Here is a 20,477-nt window from a genome sequence, read left to right as displayed (position 1 = left end):
CGGTCACCTCTCCTTCTGCAGTACGGACAGCGCGGCGATGAGTTCGGCCTGGGGTTCGGGGTGGACCTCCAGGGCGTCGAGCGGGGCGAGCCGTCGCTCGCGTTCGTTGTGCATGACCCGGTCCAGGTGTTCGGTGAGCAGCCGCCCGGCGCGGTCGCGCAGCCGCAGCGCCCCGTGCGCCCCGATCCGCTCGGCGAGCCCCTCCCCCGCCGACCGCGCCCGGCGTCCGCCCAGCAGCGCGGTGGCGACGAGCGCGGTGACGACCTCGGAGTCCGGGGCGACGCTGCGGTCGAGGACGCTCACCTCGTCCTCGGCGTACTCCTCCAGTTCCCTGCGCCAGCGCCGTACCGCCACGCCGATGCGGTGCTCGACGCTCGCGGGCCGTGGATCACGGCCCGTCAGTTCGGGGGCAGCGGCCGCCGGTTCGCGCCGCCAGGCGTCGTCGACGCGCTCGTCGGCGGCGGTGACGGCGCACAGCAGGAGGGTGCTGAGGCTCTCCACCAGCGAGTCGAGAAGTTCACCCGCGGTGCTGTCGAGCGGGAAGGCGCGCCAGCGTTTCAGCGCGTCCCCGGCGAGCACGGCACCGGCCTGCAGCCGGCTCCGCACGCGCGCGTACTCGCTGTCGTACGCGCTGTCCACGGCGCCGGTGAGCCGCAGTGCCGCCGCGTACTGGGCGGCGGCGGCGTTGGCGAGCTCGGGCATGCGGACCTTGAGGGAGTCCAGGAGGCCGTGGGCCGTACGGGCGACGGCGTGCTCCCTGGCCCCCGGGTCCTGGGCCTGCTGGCTGAGCCAGGTGCGCAGCGGCGCCACCGCCGTGGCCGGCAACAGCCCGCCGCCCCACGCCGACTCGGGCAGTTCGGGCACGGTGAAGCGGGGTACGTCGCCGAGGCCGGCCTTGGTGAGGAGCGCGCCGTACTGCCGGGACACCTCGGACACGACCTGGTGGGGAACGCGGTCCAGAACGGTCACCAGGGTGGCGTCGTACTCCTTGGCGGTGCGCAGCAGATGCCAGGGCACGGCGTCGGCGTAGCGCGCGGCCGTGGTCACCATCACCCAGATGTCGGCCGCGCAGATGAGTTGCGCGGCGAGGACGCGGTTGTCGGCGATCAGGGAGTCGATGTCGGGTGCGTCGAGGAGGGCGAGGCCGGCCGGCAGGGTGTCGACGGTCTCGACCCGCAGTACGCGCGTGGAGTCCTCGGCGGACAGCATCAGCTCGTCCGCCGGATCGTGTTCGGTCACCCACACGCGTGTGAGGTCGGGCAGGACACGCATCCCGCTGAACCAGTGATGGTCCTCGGGATGGCAGACCAGCACGGGGTTTCGAGTCGTCGGCCGCAGCACGCCCGCCTCGGTCACGCGCCGGCCCACGAGGGAGTTGACGAGCGTCGACTTGCCGGCGCCGGTGGAGCCTCCCACCACGGCCAGCAAGGGCGCTTCGGGCTCCTTCAGGCGGGGCACCAGATAGTCGTCGAGCTGCGCGAGCAGTTCGTCGCGGTTGGCACGCGCGCGTGGCGCCCCCGCCAGGGGCAGCGGGAAGCGTGCAGCCGCGACACGGTCGCGCAGGGCGGAAAGTGCGTCGAGCAGCTGAGGCCGTACGTCCAAGGTCACCACATGCGAAGAATGCCCAATTTTAGGGGAATTCTGAAGCATATGAGCATGTCTGCGCGCCGACGGGACACAAGGGATGGAAGGGACGACTGGGACACAGGCACAGTCCAGGCATAACGAGTGCACAACACCCGGGTCGCAAGAGGCCAAAAGCGGTGCGCGATTCGCACCTGCCTGCGATTATCAGGACCGCTTCACCGAACCTCCACATCGAGCCACGGAGGCGAAGCAGCAGGGACACGGATGCGGGAGCCCTATCCTTGTCTCCGGCATCGTCACGGGCAGCCCCACCAGGGCACCACGACCGAGGCCACCACACCCGGCCCCCGTAGCTCAGTGGATAGAGCAGGCGCCTTCTAAGCGCTTGGCCGCAGGTTCGAGTCCTGCCGGGGGCGCCCATGCTCCGCCCTCCTTCGGGAGGGCGTTTTTGCTGGTCAGGGCATCTGCCAGGTACCACGGCGAAGCCCCGGACGCCCTCTTGATGATCAAGGGCAGACTCCGGGGCTGTCCGGCTGTCACCGGGTTTTCGCGGGTGGCTGTGTCGAATACGTGTCGAAGTTCCGGGCCTCGGCGTCAGCCGGTATACGGCCGCGGCTCGGGGAGATCTCCGGCAGCTTCGAGCCGCCTCTTCAGATCGGGCAGCTGACCCTCGACGCATCGGGCATAGGTCGCCAGGAGCACGGCCACGCTGTTCCCGGCCCAGTCAGCCACCTGGGCGGTCGTAGACACGCCGTCCGGTGGGCGACTCGAAGACGTGCGGGGGCAGTACGGCCTTACGCGCGCTGCGCCACGCCCTACGGATGACGGAGCCGGCGAGGACGCCGCCCGACTCGCCCTGGAACAGCAGGTCACCCGGCTTGAGTTCTTCGTCCTCGATGTGCTGCCGAAGGATGCGTGTCAGGGCGGGGTGCCCTGGGACAGTGCGTGTCTCGCCCTCCGCACGGCCCTTCAGGTCGCGTTGTTCGTGGATCTCCCCTGTGTCGGTCCATTGCTTCCCGACCTCGGGGGTCGCGGTGTGGATCAGCAGCTCGCACCACTGGTCGTCGGCGTCGGGCTCGGGCAGGGACACGTCCACCACCCGCATGGCTAGGGCCTCCTCGGGCCGGGGGCCGCAGTAGTACAGCGTGGCGATGAAGGCTTGAAGTCGCTCACCGCCGCGTGGTCGGCGCCGTATCCAGTCGAGGATGGCGGCCGCCTGGTCGGGGTTCAGCAGGGACCGTTTGTCCATGGCATTGGTGGTCTTCGTGGCAGCCGTCGAGTCCAGGAAATGCCGGCGCATCCTCAGCGCGCCGTCGATAGGCTCGGCGCCGTGAGCGAAGACGCCCGTCTCATGGCGAACCACCGAGTCCACGTCGTACCTGTTGTCCTGGCTCTGGCCAATCCGCCATGGCAGCAGGACGTCTGGCTTGACCCGTCGGTTTTCGAGAACCTGGACCACGTCTTCCACACGCTCTTCGATGACTTCTGCGACGCCGACGAGCCCGAGCCATACCTCGGAGTCAGTCTGAGAACCGAGGAAGAAGTCGCTCTCATGCGTGAGCTGGGCATCACGCTCAACACCGCGGCTGCCGAGGCACCCAACGACACCGACGCGGAGTATCTACGGGCACCCTCTTGGCCAAAGGTCGTGGCGGTCGCGGGTCGACTCGCTCAGGTCATGGTCGCGAACGACCTGAAGGAACTCACTGCGCTGCATGACGCCGATCTGAGTACCCAACATGAGCCGCAGGGTTGAGTGTCCAACTGCGTGACAACGCGGACAGACAGCGGCGGACGAGCACGGACACTCACGGATCGTCGCAGCAGGTCAGATAAGCACTGGCCCAAGGCCAGCAGCCTGCCCAAGTTGCTTCGGGACGAAGAGGTCGCTTCGTTTTAGATGCGTCGCAGGCCATGACGCTCCAGGTATCCGGGCTGCGGGCAGCTCATCAAGTCGGCCGGCTTGGTGCTCTCTCAGCAGGAGGGCGGCCGCTGGACTTTCAGGTCTCCCAACCCAGTCGGCGCAGACGCGGCAAAGTCACTCAGACCTGTGGCCGCGCCGCTGAACCACGACGGACGTGGCCGGGCAGTTGGGCGGCAAGGACCACTCGATGACGGACAGTCCAGCTAGCTCGATCAACTCTTTCGTGATGCCTAGCCTATGCAAAGGCGTCTCGGAGTGGCGTTGCAGTCAACTAGAGGCTGTCCCGTATGGGATGTGAGTTATCCAGTGAGGAAAGGTTGGGGTGCCGGGCGATGCCGAGCATCGCCTGGTGAACGCCGTTGGGCCGACAATCCCGCAGGCGATTCATGCACGGTGCGGGTGACTCCGTCCCCGCGTGCCCGGTGGTTCGGCGGCCCGTCCGGTCGCTTCGCAGATTTCCTTCACCAGCAGCGTCCTGTACGCGCCGGCGGCGGCGCCAGGACCGCCCAGTCGGTTCCAGGACACCGCCCGTTCCAAGGGGTCAGTGTACGGAGATGAACTCGTGCACGACCCGGTTGAACTCCTCGGGGTGTTCCATCTGCGCCCAGTGGCCGCAGTTGTTGATGAGGTACAGCCGGGCGGACGGAATCATCGCCATCAACCAAAGCGCGTTCTCGTAGTGGGCGGCGCGGTCGTCCCGCGCCCGTGCACGAGCAGCGTGGGCACGGTGAGCTTGGCCAGCAGCGACGGCAGGTCCTGGAACAGCTGCGGCGGGCCGTTGAGCTCCCCGGTGGACAGCGCGGGGTTGTAGTTCTCCATGTGGTCGGGGCGCGCGAGCGCGGCCTCCATCCATCCGCCGGCGGCCGAGGCGGCGTCCTCGGCGAGCGCCGGGTCGTGGGCGAGCGCCCCGACCGTCACCTGGAAATTCGCCTGCGACGGCTCGAGATAGGCGCGCACCAAGATGCGGATTCCCTCCGTCAGGTAGTTGGGCGGGCCGAACTGATTGACCCCCGGGCCGGGGGAGCCCATCGGGATCAGGTGGCTGACGCGCTCGGGTTGGTACGCCGCGAACCGGGTCGCCGTCGCTCCGCTCATCGAATTGCCGACGATGGCGACCCTGTCCAGTTCGAGCGCGTCCAGTGCCGGTTCCAGCGCCTCCACGTGGTCGCGGTCGCCCGGCACGGCGGTTCGCTCTTGCCCCAGCCGGGCATGTCGATGGCGAACACACGGTAGTGGCGCGCGAAGAAGTCGATGTTGCTCGAGTAGTTGCTCCAGCCACTGGCGCCGGCTCCCCCGCCGTGCAGCAGGATCAGGGGGTGACCGTCACCGGCCTCGTTGCAGTGCAGCTTCGACTTGGCCGGTGTGGGCAAGGACCCCGACCTGGTCGAGGCACCCTTCACGGGCCGGCTGCGCGCGCTCACCGCGGCCTCGGTACGGGATCCGGCGCTGCTCCGTCGTGAGCTGCGACGGGTCCGGCAGCGTGGGGTCGCCACCGACGTCGAGGAGGCGGCGCCCGGACGGTCGTGCGTGGCCCTGACTGTTCTCGGGTCTGTCTCGCAGATCGGTGCGGGGGCGAGGCTCGCGGTGATCTGCGGGACAGACCCGGGGTGGTCAGGCCTCGATCAGTTGGGCGACCCGCACCCCGTGCTCGGCGGCCTGCTCGTGGCCCGTCTTCATCGACTCTTCGGCCAGCCCTCGCAGCGACTCCATCTTCGGGTCCCAGAACGCGTGGGTCAGCTCCGCCTCGGCGATGTGCAGGTCGAGGCCGAAGACGTCGGCCAGGATCCTGCGCAGGTAGGGCGTGGCGTAGTCCCAGCCCTCCTTCGGGGAGCCGGGGCCGTAGCCGCCGCCCCGGCTCAGCGTCAGGATCGCCGGCTTGCCCTTGAGCGGCCAGTCACCGTGCACCCCCACCTGGGGGTGCTTCAGGATCAGGTCGATCCAGGTCTTGACCTGCTCCGGGACGTTCCAGTTGTACATCGGCACCGCGAACAGGAACGCGTCGGCCTCGAGCAGTTCCGCGCCGAGACGGTCGAGGAGCTCGTGCGCCTCGCGCGGGGCCGGTGCGGCCGGGTTGACGACTTCATGGGCGAGCGCCGTCCACGCGTCCCCGGGCAGCGGCTGGACCCCGAGGTCGCGCCGGATCACGACGCCGCCCGGGTGCTGGGCGAGCCACGCCTGCTCGGCGGTGTCGGCGAGGGCGCGGCTCACCGATCCTTCGGTACGGATGCTCGCGTCGAGACGGAACAGCTTCATGGTGCCGGTACCTCCGAGTAGTTCTGCTGTGTTGCAGATAGTATGTATGGCAGAACATCTGCTCGCAAGAAAGGTGTTCTAGATAACATTGCACCCCGGCATCGACACCGAGCACGCCCGAGGTGATATGTCAGGAAGATGTTCTGCAAGCCAGACTATCTGCCGTGGCGCAGAAAAGTGCTACGGTGGCGGGATGCCCTCCGAACCCCGCGGCCGAGCGAACAACAGCGCCAAGTGCCTCGCTCTGGACAACGACCTGGTCTGGGCCATTCGCATGATCTCGGGGGCGCTTCGGCGCGCCGCGGCCGACGCCTCGGAGACCCTGCCCGGAGGATCACGCGCCTACCTGGTGCTCGTGGCTTTGGCCGAGGCCGGGGACAAACCCCCCACGCAACTCGAACTGGCCGGCCAGGTCGGTCTCGACCGGACGGTGATGACCTACCTTCTCGACGACCTGGAGGGGCAGGGTCTGCTGTCGCGACGCCCGAACCCGCAGGACCGGCGAGCCCGCCACGTGATCCTGTCGGACGAAGGCCGATCACAACTGCAGCGCATGCGAACTGATGTCGCGGCCGCCGAAGAACGGCTGCTCGCGGAGTTGAACGACGAACAGCGGGCCCAGTTCCGAGACCTCCTGACCCGGGTCGCACTCACCGCTCAGCGGAGCACTCTCAAAGACTGAGATATCGCAGACGGCGGCACTCATCCTTGAGACAGGCGGCGGAATTCGGTGGGCGTCATACCCATGTGCTGCCGGAAAACGTATGAAACGCGGGGTCGCGTGACCAAGAACGGTCCCGTAACTGGTCAGAGTGACCAACAGTCCCAAGGCAACGGGGTCGGCTCAGGTTCCGAGGCATCCCAGTCACCTGGCTGATCTCCGAACGGTTTCCCGCCACTCGGCCATTACATCTTGGGACTCGTCCATGGCGGGATCGCGACTTCCGCGGGGTGCGTAGGCCGGGGACCGGTCTGCGCGGAGCGGCACATGGGCGCAGTACCAGGCCCGCTCGGCGCCTGCTTGCTCCGCCTCCGTGCCAGTCCGTAGATAGTCGAGCAGTCGGGTCATGACTCGGCGGCGCCCGAAGGCGTAGACCGCCGGTTCGACGAACCAGAGGCAGAAACTGGGGTCCGGGTCGTAGACGGCTGCGGCCAGCAACGGGGCGAAGAACTCCTCGGGCAGGTGGGCGCGTTCGAGCAGTGGCTTGCGCACCGCGTGGGCCAGGTGCCGTGCGCGGCGTGCTTCCGGCACGTCGGCCGCGTTCCCGAGATCCATCAGCCGCGCCACCTCGGTGGCGCATGACAGGAAGGAGCGTGCAGCTGGCTTGTTGTGCTCTTCGTCGGCCATGGCGGCATTCTGGACCGACTCAGGACGAGAAGGTACGCGGCGTTGGTTGCTTACCCCGAGTGAAACGATCACGTTGTGGCTGGTGTGATCACGGCGTCGGTGCCGTCCTGGATAGAGCCCTTCACCAGGCTGAGCTCGCGCTGCTTCGGCAAGTTGGTTGCCTCGGTGCGACGCGAGCAAGCCTCGGATCAGCAGCGCGGCCGGCCCTGGAGCTTGCCGCTGGAGGACCGTGTCCTGCTGGCGACGGCGTACTGGTGCACGAATTTGACGATGCGACAGCTTGCTCTGTTGTTCGGGATCTCCAAGTCGGCCGTTGACCGGATCATCGACCGCATCGGTCCGTTGCTGGCGCTCCGGCAGCGGAAGCAGTTCCGCAAGGAGACCGTGCTCATCGTCGACGGCACCCTGGTGCCCACCGCTGATCACTCGGTGGCCGAGCAGTCGAAGAACTACCGCTATTCCACTGCCCACCAGGTCGTCATCGACGCTGACACCCGGCTGGTCGTCGTGGTCGGTCGGCCCTTGCCGGGAAACCGGCACGACTCCCGCGGCTGGGAGGAGTCCAGGGCCAAGGCTGCCGTCGGCGCCACAACGACAATCGCCGACGGCGGCTACCAGGGGGGCTGGAAGATCCTCCGCGACTGCCGCCTCAAAGGCGACGGCGTGCACCACGCCATGCTCGGCATCGCCCGACTGCACAACCTCACCCTCGGCGGGTAGCCGAACAGCCCGCACGCCGACCACCCAGGCCCGGGCTGCGCCAAAGATCGTTTACGGGACAGCCCTTAGGTTTCGGCCAGGCAGGGCGTCCTTGAGGCTGAGTTGCAAGGTGCGGCGCAGGGGATGGGGAGACCGCATGATCGCCCCGTTCCGGACTGCCAAACGGACGAGTTCCCCATGAGTGGGCAGCCGATCGCTCTTCGCTCCGTTGCAGGCGGCGTGCGCAGGGCGAGGTTCCAAAGGGCGTCCAGATCTGGTCCGTGCCAAGAGGCGACGCTGCCGAAGCGGCGCATGAGGGAGAACGGGAAGACATGGTCGACCGCTATGGCGTCTTTCCGAGACAGGAAGTCATCGCAGATCAGACAACGGCTGTGTTGGAAACCAGCCGTGGCCTCAACGATGCCGGCCACCGAGCGACGGCGGCGTTTGTCGGTGATCTTGAGTGTGTCCCAGTCGACCGCGACGCCCTCCTCGACGCGCTGCCGCCCCGTCCCAGTCAGCTCATAGAAGGTGTGGGCACCGCGCTGTCGCCACGCAGGTTGTGGAACTTCTGCATCACCATCATCGGCATGGAGCGCACCGCGGCCGCCAACAGGCGCTCGGTGGGGCGGCCAGCGTCCAGCGTCACGGCACTCTCCTGGTCGGCCACGGTCAGGAAATCTTTCTCGCCCAGCTCCACGGGGTGCGGTGCCCGTGGGTCCTGGGCCAAGTGGCGCACCATGCCGAGGCTGTAGGCGGCGGCGAACTCGGCGAAGAGGACCTCCTCTTGTCCAGTCCGTCCAAACTCCAACAACGCCTGGCCAAGGGCGAACTTGTAAGTGCGCGAGTTGGCCCCCATCAACACCGCCAAGCGCCATGACGCGCGCTGAAGCATCCTGAGCGTAGAACTGCCGCCCGCTCACTCTCCCCCCTTCTGCAGGGCGACCGTCTGCCACCACACCTCGGCACGGCCGAGCCGGTCCGCGCCCTCCTCTACGAGTCGCACCAACCGCAGCCCCGCTCGCTTCCCGTCCCGCACCACCTCCTCGGCGGGAACGTCGAACATCACGCGATCCGCCGGAGGCACTCCCCGTCGTAACGAGATAACCAGCAGTCCCGACGGAGCCAGCAGCGCGGTCAGGCGCTCCATCGCCTGTCCACGTGCCGCCGGCGGCAGGTGCATCCACACCGCCGACAACAGCGCCAACTCAAAGGTCCCTTCCAGCCGGGACAGCTCAGGCAGCGAATCCTCTGCCCAACGGATGTTTTCGCTCGGGTGCAGGCTTTTCGCGACCGCCCGTAGCTCGCGCACCGGCTCCGCCGCAACCACCTGGTAGCCGCGCAGCGCCAGTGCCGCGGCGTCTCGCCCAGTGCCAGCCCCGACGTCCAGCACCCTCGCAGGGGCTGGCGGCAGCAGATCCAGGACCCCGCCATGTACTTCGTCGAAGGTGACGCTTCCATACCGCTGCCCGAGGGATCCGGCGTTTTGAGCGTAGTAAGGCTGGACGCCAGCAGTGGGTTGTCCCATCGCCACCGCCGACAACTCGCCGGGTTGAGTGAGGTTCTCGCCTGTACCGACCATGGCCTCAAGCTACGGGAGCGCTCTGACAACGTCCTACTCGCGAGAAGCTCACTTCCACCTTGCTGGCCTCGGACGGCAGGCGTTCGCCGGGCTCTCTGCGCCCTGTCGTGATCTCGTGCCGCAGATCGTCGGCGATCTCGTGATGGCGTGAAGGCACGGACCGGATCACCGCCTTCTCTGCATGCGAATGGCAGCGGGTCCGGGTCGTCCGGTCGTCGGCGCGAGAGCGGCCCGACGCGTCACCGTTCCGGGCGGACATGAAAGCCGTGGGCAGGCAAGGGGATTGGGAGAGCCGGACCGAGGCCAAGGTGCCGGCTCCGGCGGACATCGCGGCGCGGCTCGGCATCGCCGAGGGCGACCTGTGCGTCCGTGCGGCGTACGAGTTCCTGGCCGACGGCAGGCCGGTGCAGCTGTCGACAAGTTGGGAGCCGTACGACCTCACCGCTGGCACGCTCGGCGTTCTCCCCGAGGGAGGGCCGCATGCCGGGGCGGGTGTCGTGAATCGGATGGCCACGATCGGCGTCAGCGTCAGCCACGCCGTGGAGCAACCGGAGCCGAGGCAGGCTACCGCCGAGGAGGCATCACTTCTCGGTATCCAGAAGGCCGCGCTCGTGACGCACATCCGGCGGACGTACTACAGCGACCAAGGACGGCCCGTGGAGACGGCGGAGATGTCGATGCCCACCTCGGCGAGGGCTTCGACGACGGCGGGGTTCACGGTGTCGGCGGGCGCGGAGCCGGCGGAGCGTACCTGGACGCGGTCGCCTGCCAGGTGGGTGAGGAAGGCAGCGGCCAGCTGTGAACGCCCGGCGTTGTGGACGCAGACGAACAGGACGGACGGGCGCTCGGTGGGAGGGGGCATGGCGGGTGTCCTTTCTGGGTTTCCGGGCACGGCGGGTCAGGAGGCGGCGGGAGCGGCGAGTTCGGGTTCGTTCCGGACTGGGACGTCCCCGGTCCGTGCGGGTGCGGGCCGGGCGAACACGGTGGACATGAGGCCCAAGCCGAGTGCGGCACCGGCGAACTGCGCCGCGACGAACGGCGCAACGGAGGCAGGGGCTGCCCCCGCGAACGTGTCGGTGACGGGGGCGGGTTGGCGGACGACGTGGAGGACGTGGACCAGTACGCCGCTCCGATGTAGGACGCCACCGCCACGGGTGCGAGGTGGGCACAGCTGGTACGAGCGAGCCCGAAGACCAGGAAGACGAGCCCCGCAGCCCCGCTGTAGCCACGACTTCGCCGAGCCACAGGTGACCGGCGGAGCGGTCATGCGTGGACCACTGCACCAACGGCTTGGCGAACATCGCGTCGGCCAGGACGGCGCCGCCGATCGCCCCGGCCGTCTGCGCGGGGATGTACGCGGCCATGTCCCGAACGGCCGGCCCGTCGTGGGTGCGACGGCCGGTGAGCCAGGCAGGCCGCAAGCGTGACGACCGGATTGAAGTGCGCGCCGGAGACGGGCCCGAGCAACGCGATGAGCACGTCCAGGCCGAACGGCGCTGATCACACGGTGGCCAGAGAGTTGGCCGGCAACTGGATGCCGACGTCGTCGGTCAGCTCGGTGGCATGGATGCCGGAGCCGACCACCACCGCGACCAGCGCGGCCGAGCCCACCGCCTCAGCGAGGGCCCGGCGCCCGAACGATGCGCTCACGCGGTCACCCCCGCCCCGGACTCCGCCTCCGCCTCCGCCTCCTGCGCGGATGCGCTCACACGGTCACCTCCGCATCCGCCCCGGCCACCGCATCCGCCTTCCCCTCCGCCTCGGCCCCGGCCACCGCATCCGCCTCCCTCTCCCGCGCAGTGGTCAGAAACATGGAGAGCCGGTCCAGGATGGCAGGCAGTACCCAGTAGTAGACCCACGTCCCCCGACGCTCGCAGTCGATCAGACCCGCCTGGCGGAGCAGTTTGAGGTGATGGGAGATCGTCGGCTGCGACAGGTCGAAGGCCGGGGTCAGGTCGCACACGCAGACCTCCCCGCCGGCCCTCGAAGCGATCAGTGAGAGGAGCCGCAGTCGGACCGGGTCGCCCAGCGCCTTGAAGATCTTCGCCAGCTCTGCCGCCTGGCCCTCGTCCAGGGGCGCGCCCCCCAGCCCCGGGCAGCACGCGGCGGACTGGTCGTCCTGCCCGAGGACCGTGAGTTCTTGCTTCGACATACTTCTATGTTGACGTTCATCGATCCAAGGTGCAAGCTTTGCATCGACAGACATCAATGCAAGCAGATGGGATCCATGCCATGTCCCGTGCCCAGCTCGCCCTGCGCGTCAGTGACCTCGAAGCGTCCATCACCTTCTACTCCAAGCTCTTCGGCACCGAACCGGCCAAGCAGCGCAAGGGCTACGCCAACTTCGCCATCGCCGAACCCCCGCTCAAGCTCGTCCTGATCGAGGGCGCGGCCGGCGAGGAGACCCGCCTGGACCACCTCGGCGTCGAAGTCGAGTCCACCGAGCAGGTCAACGCCGCCACTACCCGGCTGAAGGACGCCGGCCTGGCCACCTTCGAGGAGAACGACACCTCTTGCTGCTACGCCCTCCAGGACAAGGTGTGGGTGCATGGCCCCGGCAGGGAGCCATGGGAGGTCTACGTGGTCAAGGCCGACGCCGACACCCTCGGCAAGAGCGCCGATCCCAACGCCGGCGGGGACGGCTGCTGCACCGACCGGGCCGCCGAGGAGGAGGCCCCGGCAACCGCCCCCGGATGTGCCTGCGGCCAGTGATTCGAACCCGCGTCGGGCGACCATGGGCGGCGTACGCCTCCTCAACCGTCTGCCCCTCACCGGGTGGTGGCGCCGGACGGGAGCGAGGAAGGTGGGGGGCATGACGATCGACGTGACGGCCGAGCGGGTCGTTCCGTTGCCGCGCGAGCGGGTGGCGGCGTACGCCATGGACTGGCGGCACGACGCCTGGGGGCACCTCCCATGCCCGTTCAGGGCTATGGGGGAGGACGCAGGGCATCCGTACCGCCGAGCTGACCCGGGAGACGCCCGGAGGGGGATTCGGCGTGGGCGCGGAGGTCACCCGTACGGCGTTCTTCCTGGGCCGCCGCATCGACTACGTGCTGCGGGTGGCCGCGTACGACCCGCCCGGGCTGCTGGACATGGTCTCGGTGGCGGGTCCGATGCCCATGCACGTCACGTACACCTTCGAACCCCACCCGGACGGCACCCTCGCCCGCATCCGCGTCCGCGGCGGAGACGGCGGCTTCTACCGGCTGGCCGCCCCGCTGCTCGCGCGCCAGGTACGGGGGAACCTCACCAAGGACCTGCGCGATCTGGAAGCCCGACTCATGAAGCAGGGGTGAGACGAGGATGGCGTACGACGAAGGGCTGGCCGAGCGGATCCGGGAGCGGCTGGGCGCGGACCTGGAGATCAGCGAAAGGCGGATGTTCGGCGGGCTCGCCTTCCTGTGCCGCGGCAACATGGCCGTGGGCGTCACCGGCGACGACCTCATGGTCCGGGTCGGCCCGGACGCGACGGACGCGGCAGTGGCCCGGCCGGGGGCGCGGATCTTCGACATGACCGGTCGTCCGATGCGGGGCTGGGTCGTGGTGGACGGTGCCGCGGTCGCGGAGGACGGGGCGCTGGCCGCCTGGGTCGACGAGGGACTCGCCTTCGCCGCCGGGCTGCCGCCCAAGTGAGGTCGTGGCGTGGCGTGTGTGATGAGTGAGGCAGCTCGGCTCACGGCGAGCCTGACGTAAGGGTTCCGTAATCGGCCGCGGGCGTCGGGAGAGCCGTTCGTTCCGTTCAATGGGGTGACGACGGACGGATCTCGGGAGGGACACGATGGGGCGGGTGCGGACCTTGCTGGTCAGGCCGTGGATGATCGGGGTGCTGGTGCTTGCTGTCGCGGGGGCCGGCTTCGGGCTGTACTGGTTCCAGCCCTGGAAGCTGTGGCAGGACGAGACGGTCCAGGAGGCGCTGCCCGAAGCCGTGAGCGCCTCGGAGGAGCCTGCTCAGGCGCCTTCCGGTGAGCCCTCCGCCTCGGCGCCGACCGGACCCGTGACGCTGGCGAGCGGTGAGCTCATCAGTCATGAGCACGCGACGTCGGGCACGGTCAGGCTCGTGCGGCTGGCCGACGGCTCCCATGTCGTGCGGCTGGAGGACCTCGACACCAGCAACGGGCCGGATCTGCGCGTGTGGTTGACGGACGCGCCGGTGAAGGACGGCCGGGCCGGCTGGGGCGTCTTCGACGACGGCGCGTACGTCAGCCTCGGCAAGCTGAAGGGCAACAAGGGCAGCCAGAACTACGTCGTGCCCGAGGACGTCGATCCGGCCCGGTTCAGCAGCGTCAGCATCTGGTGCGACCGGTTCGACGTCTCCTTCGGCGCCGCCGAACTCGCCCATGCCTGACAGGCCCTGACAGCACCGCAACGGCCCGACCTCACCGCGTTTCCGCAGGTGAACCGGCGCCTGGTGGAACAGCCAGGCGCCGGTTAGGGTGTTAGGAACGCGTCAATACGCAGCCCTCTGGGGCTCGCGGCCGATGCGGGGTGTGCCGGGAAGTCTGGTCGGCGTCAGGGGCTCGTGTGCCCGCAGGACGATCCCCGGAGGGCTCCGTCATGGCTGCCGTGCCGCGCCGACGTCCCCTTTTCCTCGGCCTCCTGCCGCTGCCCGAGCGCACGGCCGTCGCGCAGGCCCTGAGGACGGAGACCGTCGGCGGGCTGGTGCTGCTGGGGGCGGCCGTGGTGGCGCTGGTGTGGGCGAACACGCCCTTCGCCGACACCTATGAGCGCATCCGCGACTTCCACTTCGGTGTACCGGCGCTCGGGCTTGACCTCTCCGTCGGGCACTGGACCGCCGAAGGCCTGCTCACCTTGTTCTTCCTCGTCGCCGGCATCGAGCTCAAGCGGGAACTGGTCGTCGGTGAGCTCCGTACCCCCGCCACGGCCGCCCTGCCGGTCGTCGCCGCCTTCTCGGGCATGATCGTGCCCGCCGTGCTCTACGTGGTCACCGTGTCCGCGGGAGGCGGAAGCGCGGACGGCTGGGCCGTGCCGATGGCCACGGACATCGCCTTCGCGCTGGCCGTGCTCGCGGTGCTGAACACCCATCTGCCCGCCGCGCTCCGCGCCTTCCTGCTCACCCTCGCCGTCGTCGACGACCTCGGCGGCATCCTCGTCATCGCTGTCTTCTTCACCAGCGACCTGAACTTCCCGGCTCTCGGCGGAGCGTTCGCGGGCCTGGTCGTCTTCCATCTGCTGCAGCGCTTCCGTGTGCGCGGATGGTGGTGGTACGCCCCGCTCGGCCTCGCGATCTGGGCGCTGATGTACAACGGCGGTGTCCACGCCACCGTCGCCGGCGTGGCCATGGGCCTCATCCTGCGCACCACCCGCGACAAGGACGAGGACCGCTCCCCCGGCGAACGCACCTCCCACCTCCTGCACCCCGTCTCGGCAGGAGTCGCGGTCCCCCTCTTCGCCCTCTTCGCCGCCGGAGTCGGCGTCTCGGCCGCCTCGCTGGGCGAGGTGTTCACCAGGCCCGAACCGCTCGGCGTGGTGCTCGGGCTCGTCGTCGGGAAGACGGTCGGGATCTTCGCCGGGACCTACCTGGCCGTACGCTTCACCCGCGCCCGCCTCAACCCCGAACTGGCCTGGGCCGACGTCTTCGCCCTCTCGGCGCTGGCCGGGATCGGCTTCACCGTCGCCCTGCTGATCGGCGAACTCGCCTTTCCCGACCCGGTGGTCGCCGGCCCCGTGAAGGCCGCGGTCCTCGTCGGCTCACTGACCGCGGCCGCGCTGGCTGCCATGCTGGTCAAGCGCCGTAACGGCGTCTACCGGCGTCTCTACGAGGAGGAGAACCGCGACGAGGACCACGACGGCATCCCGGACATCTACCAAACGGACGCCACCACCGAACGCTGACCTGGAGAGGGGTGGGATGTGGAACTCTCACTGGCGACAGCTCTGATCGTCACCGCGGTCCTGGTCATCAGGATCGCGGTGCGCGAGCTGCGAGAGCCCGGCAGCGCACGACGGGAGTGGGCGTTCGTCACGGACAGGGGCGCACTGGCCGGCGGTTTGCTGACGGCTGTCGTCGTGGCCGCCCTGGGCCGGACCTACGGCGGGTGGGGGGTGGTGGCGTGGGCCGTGCTCGTCGGTCTCCTGGTCGCCCAGGTGATGGGCCGGCGCTCCGAACGCTGACGCCCGCGGGCCCGTCCTCGCCCCGGCTAGCCCTGCACCCCCATGTCAGAGGTCCTCTGCTCCTGCTGGTCCGCGGCCCGGTTGATCGCCGTCTCGATCGCGGTGATCCGGTCGGCGAGCAGGCCGAGCGCGGCGACCGCGCGGGACAGCGGCGCGTCCGCGGGGCCGCCGAGGGCCTGGGAGCGGACGTAGGCCGCCTTCACCTCGGCCCACCGCGACTCCTGGCGCGGCGTCAGCGTGCCGCGCAGCTCGGCCAGTTTGAGCAGGTTGGCCTCGGCGCCGCTGGTGAGGGTCTGCGCCTCGGCCGTGTAGTGGTCGTCGATCAGCGCGGCGAGCTCGGTGTCGTTCATGACGGGCTGGATGCGCTCGGCGATCTTGTTCATGGTGCGGTAGGAGCCCTGCAGCCGGAAGGGCGGTTCGGTGCGGGTCGGGTCCGATCGGGCCGCCGAGGCGATGTAGGCCGCGTTCACCGCCAGAACCGTCTCCCGGGCGGTGAGCAGGTGGCGCAGGACGGCCAGGATGCGTTCCAGTTCGGCGGGGGCGTACGAGTGGGTGAGCCGGTCGGCGACGGAGGGCGGGGAGGTCCCGTCGTCCTCCGCGAGGCGGATGAGCAGCTCCAGGTCGGCGCGTTCACGGCCGGCGAGTGGGGCCAGCACCGGGTTCGCCGTCAGGGCGTTCTCGACGAAGCTGAGGGCGAAGTGGTCCGCCTTGCCCGTCAGGACGTCACCGAGGTTACGGACGTCGGCCCGGTTGGCGAGCATGTCGGGCACGCGGAAGCGGCTGCCGGACTCGGTGTAGGGGTTGCCCGCCATACAGACGGCGAACCGCTTGCCGCGCAGGTCGTAGGTGCGCGGCTGGCCGTCCCACACGCCCTCGATGCGGCGGGTGGCGTCGCACAGCGGGATGAACTTCTGCAGCAGCTCCGGGGAGGTGTGCTGGATGTCGTCCAGGTACAGGAGGGTGTTGTTGCCCGCCGCCAGCGCGAAGTTGATCTTCTCGATCTCCTGGCGGGCGGTGGCGTTCGGCGCCTCGGCCGGGTCGAGCGAGGTGACGGCGTGGCCGAGCGCCGGGCCGTCGACCTTCACCAGGATCAGGCCGAGCCGGTCGGCGACGTACTCCATGAGGGTCGTCTTGCCGTAGCCGGGCGGGGAGATCAGCAGGAGCAGACCGCCGGTGTCGGTGCGCCGGCTCTCGCCCGTGGTGCCGAGCTGCTTGGCGAGGCTGTCGCCGATGAGGGGCAGGTACACCTCGTCGATGAGCTTGCTCCGCACGAACGCGGACATCACGCGCGGCCGGTACTCGTCCAGGCGTATCCGGGTGCGCTCGGCGGCCACCAGGGCTGTCCGGCGGCGCTGGTGGGCGCGGTGGGCGGGGACCTCGCGTAGGCGGAAGTGCCGGGTGCGGGCCAGGAGTTCGTCGACGCGGACGGTGAGCGTACGGCCGGTGATGCGCGGGTGCGTGCCGAGCAGGCCCTCGACGGTCTCGGTCAGCGCCGCGTCGGACTCGTAGCGGACCAGCTCCGGGCAGAGCTCGGCCGCCACCGCCTCGGCGAGGTCGCCGGGCGGGGTGTCCGTGCCGGTGGCGGAGGCGTACGAGGAGAGCCAGGCCTCGACGAGCTGCTTGCGGGCGGCCAGGTCGTCGAGTGCGGGGAGGTCGTTGTCGTAGGCGGACGTGCCCACGGTGCGGCGGAACTTGTCGAGCAGGGTGCGGGTGCCGGCACTGAGGACGAAGCCGTCGGGTCCGGTGGTCAGCTCCTCGAACAGGTAGGCGGCGGCGCTGCCCGCGTGCTCGCCTCCGATGGCCTGCGCCAGTTCCGCCCGCAGGTCGCCGAGGGCGGGCGCGAGGCCGAACGTGTCCTGCGCCCGGGCCAGCGACACCGCGCGCCGCGTCCAGCGTGCGCGCTCCTCGGCCGTCGTCGCGTGCGCCCAGTACAGCTGGGCCGCGGCCCGGGCGGCGGGCTCGTGGCGCAGCGGGCCCGCGTCGTCGTGCAGGCGCAGCAGCGCGCTGAGGATCGCGGTCGCGTCGTGGTCGTGGACGCCGCGCTCGTAGCCCTCGTCGTACGCCGTCTCCGCGGCCTGTCGGACGAGGGTGGGCAGGTCGGCCGCCGCGAGGGCTTCGGGTCCGTGTTCGTCCAGCAGGCGGGCGGCGAGGTGCTCGGCGCGGTAGACCTCGGGCGACTCCGAGGGCAGCGGGCGGTCCCAGTACGGGCGGGTGGCGTTGAAGTCGGGGTCGGTGACCGGGGAGCGGTAGTCGGTGCCGGTCACGGCGAAGGCCAGTGCGTCGCCGTGCGGGACCAGGGTGAGGTCGAGGGGCTGGGTGTTCACGGCGAAGCGGTGGTGGCCCAGGCGGAGGGAGCGGCCGTCCTCGGAGTAGAGGTCGGTGCGGTCGCGCAGGGCGCGCAGGGCCTCCTGGCGGGCGGCCTTGAGGCGGCCGGCCAACTCCTCGGCCCGCACCTGGTCGCCGAGGTCGCGCAGTTCGTCGGCGATGCGGCGGACCTTGGCGGGCATCGGGTCGGACGTGAAGTACGCGGCGACCGCGTCCGCGTCCGTCAGCGCGGTGGCCCGGCGGACGACGGTCCGCAGGACCCGGGCCGCTGAGTCGGTGAGGCGTTCGGCGTGCCGGGCGCGGGTGTCGGCGAGGGTCTGTCTGCGGGCGGAGAACGCCTCGTGGATCTCCTCGCGCCGGTCCGCGAGGGCGTCGAGGAAGTCGTCGGACTCGGCGAAGCGGGACTCCAGGTTCTCCACCTGGACCAGGAGGCGGGCGAGCTGCTCGTCGCACGCCTCGGGGCTGTCGGCCACCGCCAGGGCCCCCGAGACGGCCTGCGCGAGCAGCCCGGTCTCGGCGGCGAACCCGGCCCGGCTCTCCTGGTCCAGGAGGGCACGGCGACGGCCTTCCAGGACGGCGCGCGCCCGGTTGACCGCGCCGACGACCTCGGCGACGCGCTCCAGTACGGCCGTACGGACCGTGGCGTCACCGACGTCGAGGCCGGCGACCACCTCGGTCACCACCCGCATCCCGTCGGCCAGTTCGTCGAGGCGGGCCACCAGCGGCGCGGCCTCGGCGACGGTGGCGACGGCCTCGGTGTCGGCGACGAGCCGCTCGACGTCCGCGTGGTGGCCCGCGAAGGCGTCCTCGCGCGCGAGGTGGGCGACGGCCCGCTGCCCGAGGGCGGCGAGGTCGGCCTCGGTGTCGGCGGCGAGCGCGTCGATGCGGGCGGTGTCGGCGTACCGCAGCTCCCTCAGCGTCAGCAGGTGCCCCTGGGCCCGGCGGAGTTCGGTCAGTCCGGTCACCCAGGCGGCGGCCTCGCGCGGCGCCTCACCACGCAGCCGTCGTACCACCGAGGCGACCCGCGCGGCCGCTTCCGTGAGCGCGTCGGCGGCCTGCCGGGTCAGGGCCTGGACGGTCTCGAACTCGGCCAGGACCTGTTCCGCCGTGGCACGCAGGTCGGCCAGGGGGGCGTGCAGGTCGCCGAGTTCGGGGTCGGCCAGCCAGTGGTGGGTGTCCGCCACCCGGACGCAGGCGGCCGCCAGCGCCTCGTACACCTCGCTCGTCGGGGTCGTCCCGGCTACGGCACCGGTGATGGACAGGCAGTCGGAGATGCCCCGTACGAGGTCGGCGTTGCCGACGCGGGCCAGGGGGCCGGTGCCGACGGGCAGGGCGGCGGCGTGGGTGTCGGAGACGTAGGGCGAGTTCCACAGCTGCGCGGGGTGGACCCGCTGCGGTTCGTCGCCGTCGGCGCGCAGGACCACGAGTGTGCCGTCGTCGAGGAGCGCCCAGCCGTGGCAGGACAGCGGGGCGGCCATCTCCTTGCGGATCGTGTTGTACGGCAGCAGGAGGCTGCGGCCCTCCGCACGCGCGTGGAAGGCGTAGAGCACGTCCTCGCCGTTCGGTGAGCGGATCTCCCGCTCGAACTCCAGCGCCCCCGTGTCGAGTTCGTACGTCTTGTGGGTACCGGTGGCCAGGCAGTAGCCGCCGGGGAAGACGACGCCCTGGTCGTCGGGCAGCCGGCGGCAGGCCCTGCCGATGTCGTCGAGGCGGACGACGGTCCTGGTGAGGGTGTTGAACACCAGGTGGCGGTCGGCGGCCTCCTTGTAGGGGCGCACGCGCAGCAGGATCAGCGCGCCCACGCGCGCGTGGGCGATGTCCGCGTCCGCGAGGGCCTGCAGCGGCTCGTCGACCGGCTCGCTGTGGACGCCCTCGGCGGTCTCGGTGTCGTCGTCGGTCTTGACGGTGAGGGTGCCGCCGACGGTGGAGACGAAGACCTCACCGTCGACGGAGACATGGGGGTGGCGGCCGAGGACGTGGTCGTCGCGGGTGGCCGTCGTCCAGTCGACGTCGTGGGAGGGCGGCAGGACGTGGTCGCGGTCGCCGCGCGCGTCCAGGAAGGCGGCCGTGCCGTCGTCGGCGACGGTCCAGCGCAGGACACGGATGTCGGCCGTCCGCTCACCGGTCTGGAAGACGGCGAGCACCTTGTCCTCGACCAGGCGGAGCCGGAGCAGCCGGGCCTGGCGGTAGTAGCGGTGCAGCGCCGTGAACTCCCGTACGAAGGCGGGATCGTCGAGCAGACCGGGCACTGCGTCGTCGGGCAGCCGCCGAAGGGCGCGGTCGTGCAGGGCGAGGACATCGCCGACGCTCGTGCCGGCCGCGCGGCTCGGTACGGCGTTGTGGCCGAAGAGCAGCACGTTCCCCACGGCGACGATGTCCCGGGGCACCACGGCGTGCTCGGTGCGCAGTCGCCCGGTACCGGCGAGTTCCAGCCGCGTCGAGCCGAACTCGTCGCCGCGTCGGGCGTTGAGCGCCTCGGTACGGCGGGCGAGTTCGGCGGCCTGCGCGGTGAGGCGGTCGCGCAGCACGTCGTAGGTACCCGCGTCCAGTGCCGCGCGGGTGCCGGTGTCCGGTGACGCGTGGGTGCCGGTGTCCGGGCCGGTGGTCATGGGTCCCTCTCAGGAAGT

General features: G+C 70.2%; 20 protein-coding genes, 1 tRNA gene and 5 pseudogenes. 12 read left to right on the top strand and 14 right to left on the bottom strand.

Annotated elements, in window-relative coordinates:
* Positions 1-3: 3 nt before the first annotated feature.
* A complete protein-coding gene (locus tag L0P92_RS13345; RefSeq protein WP_234762796.1) occupies positions 4-1,611 on the bottom strand; it encodes a dynamin family protein in 1,608 nt (535 codons plus the stop codon).
* A 319-nt stretch (positions 1,612-1,930) separates the two neighbouring features.
* On the opposite strand from L0P92_RS13345, the gene L0P92_RS13340 reads away from it, so the two are divergent.
* Positions 1,931-2,003, top strand: a tRNA-Arg gene (locus tag L0P92_RS13340).
* A gap of 308 nt (positions 2,004-2,311) precedes the next feature.
* Here L0P92_RS13340 and L0P92_RS13335 read toward each other — a convergent pair.
* Positions 2,312-2,836: a site-specific integrase gene (locus L0P92_RS13335; protein ID WP_234762795.1), complete on the bottom strand. Its 525-nt coding sequence runs from the start codon at positions 2,834-2,836 to the stop codon at positions 2,312-2,314.
* Positions 2,837-2,917: 81 nt separating this feature from the next.
* Between L0P92_RS13335 and L0P92_RS13330 the strand changes: the two genes are divergently transcribed.
* Positions 2,918-3,343, top strand: coding sequence for an SCO4402 family protein (locus L0P92_RS13330; RefSeq protein ID WP_234762794.1), 426 nt, complete (start codon positions 2,918-2,920; stop codon positions 3,341-3,343).
* Between the two features lie 709 nt (positions 3,344-4,052).
* On the opposite strand, the gene L0P92_RS45700 is transcribed toward L0P92_RS13330, so the two are convergent.
* Genes L0P92_RS45700 through L0P92_RS45695 form a run of 3 tightly spaced genes read right to left on the bottom strand, consistent with a single transcriptional unit; the run spans position 4,053 to position 4,911 of the window.
* Positions 4,053-4,169 carry an alpha/beta fold hydrolase gene (locus L0P92_RS45700; RefSeq protein ID WP_372497251.1) on the bottom strand — a complete coding sequence of 39 codons (117 nt, stop codon included), beginning with the start codon at positions 4,167-4,169 and terminating at the stop codon, positions 4,053-4,055.
* The gene (locus L0P92_RS13325; protein ID WP_234762793.1) at positions 4,169-4,693 is read right to left on the bottom strand and encodes an alpha/beta hydrolase; all 525 of its coding nucleotides are present in this window, start codon (positions 4,691-4,693) and stop codon (positions 4,169-4,171) included. Before L0P92_RS13325 ends, L0P92_RS45700 begins: the two co-directional genes overlap by 1 nt.
* The gene (locus L0P92_RS45695) at positions 4,603-4,911 is read right to left on the bottom strand and encodes an alpha/beta fold hydrolase (protein WP_372497252.1); all 309 of its coding nucleotides are present in this window, start codon (positions 4,909-4,911) and stop codon (positions 4,603-4,605) included. The genes L0P92_RS13325 and L0P92_RS45695 overlap by 91 nt, the downstream gene beginning before the upstream one ends.
* On the opposite strand from L0P92_RS45695, the pseudogene L0P92_RS45690 reads away from it, so the two are divergent.
* Positions 4,874-5,065 (top strand): annotated as a pseudogene (locus L0P92_RS45690) (IclR family transcriptional regulator domain-containing protein); the annotation flags it as partial. The gene L0P92_RS45695 and the pseudogene L0P92_RS45690 sit on opposite strands and share 38 nt — an antisense overlap.
* Before the next feature lie 57 nt (positions 5,066-5,122).
* Here the strand turns inward: L0P92_RS45690 and L0P92_RS13320 are convergent.
* Complete coding sequence (locus tag L0P92_RS13320) at positions 5,123-5,764, bottom strand: FMN-dependent NADH-azoreductase (RefSeq protein ID WP_234762792.1); 642 nt, start codon at positions 5,762-5,764, stop codon at positions 5,123-5,125.
* 193 nt (positions 5,765-5,957) lie between these two features.
* Here L0P92_RS13320 and L0P92_RS13315 point away from each other — a divergent pair, with 193 nt between their 5' ends.
* Entirely contained in the window at positions 5,958-6,446 is a 489-nt protein-coding gene (locus tag L0P92_RS13315) for a MarR family winged helix-turn-helix transcriptional regulator (RefSeq protein ID WP_234762791.1), read from the top strand.
* A 183-nt stretch (positions 6,447-6,629) separates the two neighbouring features.
* On the opposite strand, the gene L0P92_RS13310 is transcribed toward L0P92_RS13315, so the two are convergent.
* Positions 6,630-7,112, bottom strand: coding sequence for a hypothetical protein (locus L0P92_RS13310; protein WP_234762790.1), 483 nt, complete (start codon positions 7,110-7,112; stop codon positions 6,630-6,632).
* Positions 7,113-7,187: 75 nt separating this feature from the next.
* On the opposite strand from L0P92_RS13310, the gene L0P92_RS13305 reads away from it, so the two are divergent.
* Positions 7,188-7,832 (top strand): transposase family protein, encoded by a 645-nt coding sequence (locus L0P92_RS13305; RefSeq protein ID WP_234762789.1) that lies wholly within the window; start codon positions 7,188-7,190, stop codon positions 7,830-7,832.
* Between the two features lie 496 nt (positions 7,833-8,328).
* On the opposite strand, the gene L0P92_RS13300 is transcribed toward L0P92_RS13305, so the two are convergent.
* The 3 genes and pseudogenes from L0P92_RS13300 to L0P92_RS45685 all read right to left on the bottom strand — a co-directional run.
* Complete coding sequence (locus L0P92_RS13300; protein WP_234762788.1) at positions 8,329-8,706, bottom strand: hypothetical protein; 378 nt, start codon at positions 8,704-8,706, stop codon at positions 8,329-8,331.
* Between the two features lie 24 nt (positions 8,707-8,730).
* A complete protein-coding gene (locus L0P92_RS13295) occupies positions 8,731-9,393 on the bottom strand; it encodes a class I SAM-dependent methyltransferase (RefSeq protein ID WP_234762787.1) in 663 nt (220 codons plus the stop codon).
* A gap of 64 nt (positions 9,394-9,457) precedes the next feature.
* Positions 9,458-9,562, bottom strand: a pseudogene (locus tag L0P92_RS45685) (GntR family transcriptional regulator); the annotation flags it as partial.
* A 22-nt stretch (positions 9,563-9,584) separates the two neighbouring features.
* On the opposite strand from L0P92_RS45685, the pseudogene L0P92_RS13285 reads away from it, so the two are divergent.
* Positions 9,585-10,082: pseudogene (locus L0P92_RS13285) on the top strand (UTRA domain-containing protein); the annotation flags it as partial.
* Here the strand turns inward: L0P92_RS13285 and L0P92_RS13280 are convergent.
* The 3 genes and pseudogenes from L0P92_RS13280 to L0P92_RS13270 form a co-directional block, all read right to left on the bottom strand.
* A pseudogene (locus tag L0P92_RS13280) lies at positions 10,058-10,255 on the bottom strand (arsenate reductase/protein-tyrosine-phosphatase family protein); the annotation flags it as partial. The pseudogenes L0P92_RS13285 and L0P92_RS13280 overlap by 25 nt on opposite strands.
* A 36-nt stretch (positions 10,256-10,291) precedes the next feature.
* Positions 10,292-11,043, bottom strand: a pseudogene (locus tag L0P92_RS13275) (aquaporin).
* Positions 11,044-11,098: 55 nt separating this feature from the next.
* Positions 11,099-11,545 carry an ArsR/SmtB family transcription factor gene (locus L0P92_RS13270; RefSeq protein WP_234762786.1) on the bottom strand — a complete coding sequence of 149 codons (447 nt, stop codon included), beginning with the start codon at positions 11,543-11,545 and terminating at the stop codon, positions 11,099-11,101.
* Between the two features lie 80 nt (positions 11,546-11,625).
* On the opposite strand from L0P92_RS13270, the gene L0P92_RS13265 reads away from it, so the two are divergent.
* The 6 genes from L0P92_RS13265 to L0P92_RS13240 all read left to right on the top strand — a co-directional run bounded on the left by L0P92_RS13265 (position 11,626) and on the right by L0P92_RS13240 (position 15,525).
* On the top strand, positions 11,626-12,105 hold the full coding sequence (locus L0P92_RS13265) for an ArsI/CadI family heavy metal resistance metalloenzyme (protein ID WP_234762785.1): 480 nt from the start codon (positions 11,626-11,628) through the stop codon (positions 12,103-12,105).
* A 284-nt stretch (positions 12,106-12,389) separates the two neighbouring features.
* Positions 12,390-12,689: an SRPBCC family protein gene (locus tag L0P92_RS13260; RefSeq protein ID WP_234762784.1), complete on the top strand. Its 300-nt coding sequence runs from the start codon at positions 12,390-12,392 to the stop codon at positions 12,687-12,689.
* Between the two features lie 7 nt (positions 12,690-12,696).
* Positions 12,697-13,026: a TfoX/Sxy family protein gene (locus L0P92_RS13255; protein WP_234762783.1), complete on the top strand. Its 330-nt coding sequence runs from the start codon at positions 12,697-12,699 to the stop codon at positions 13,024-13,026.
* A 145-nt stretch (positions 13,027-13,171) separates the two neighbouring features.
* The gene (locus L0P92_RS13250; RefSeq protein ID WP_234762782.1) at positions 13,172-13,738 is read left to right on the top strand and encodes a DM13 domain-containing protein; all 567 of its coding nucleotides are present in this window, start codon (positions 13,172-13,174) and stop codon (positions 13,736-13,738) included.
* A gap of 209 nt (positions 13,739-13,947) precedes the next feature.
* Positions 13,948-15,246 (top strand): Na+/H+ antiporter NhaA, encoded by a 1,299-nt coding sequence (gene nhaA / locus L0P92_RS13245; RefSeq protein ID WP_234762781.1) that lies wholly within the window; start codon positions 13,948-13,950, stop codon positions 15,244-15,246.
* Between the two features lie 18 nt (positions 15,247-15,264).
* Positions 15,265-15,525: a hypothetical protein gene (locus L0P92_RS13240; RefSeq protein WP_234762780.1), complete on the top strand. Its 261-nt coding sequence runs from the start codon at positions 15,265-15,267 to the stop codon at positions 15,523-15,525.
* Positions 15,526-15,551: 26 nt separating this feature from the next.
* Here L0P92_RS13240 and L0P92_RS13235 read toward each other — a convergent pair whose 3' ends face one another.
* Positions 15,552-20,459, bottom strand: a complete 4,908-nt coding sequence (locus L0P92_RS13235) for a DNA repair ATPase (RefSeq protein ID WP_234762779.1) — start codon at positions 20,457-20,459, stop codon at positions 15,552-15,554.
* Between the last annotated feature and the right edge of the window lie 18 nt (positions 20,460-20,477).

Source organism: Streptomyces muensis (assembly GCF_021474425.1).
GTDB lineage: Bacteria > Actinomycetota > Actinomycetes > Streptomycetales > Streptomycetaceae > Streptomyces > Streptomyces muensis.
This window is presented reverse-complemented; position numbering and strand designations above follow the sequence as displayed.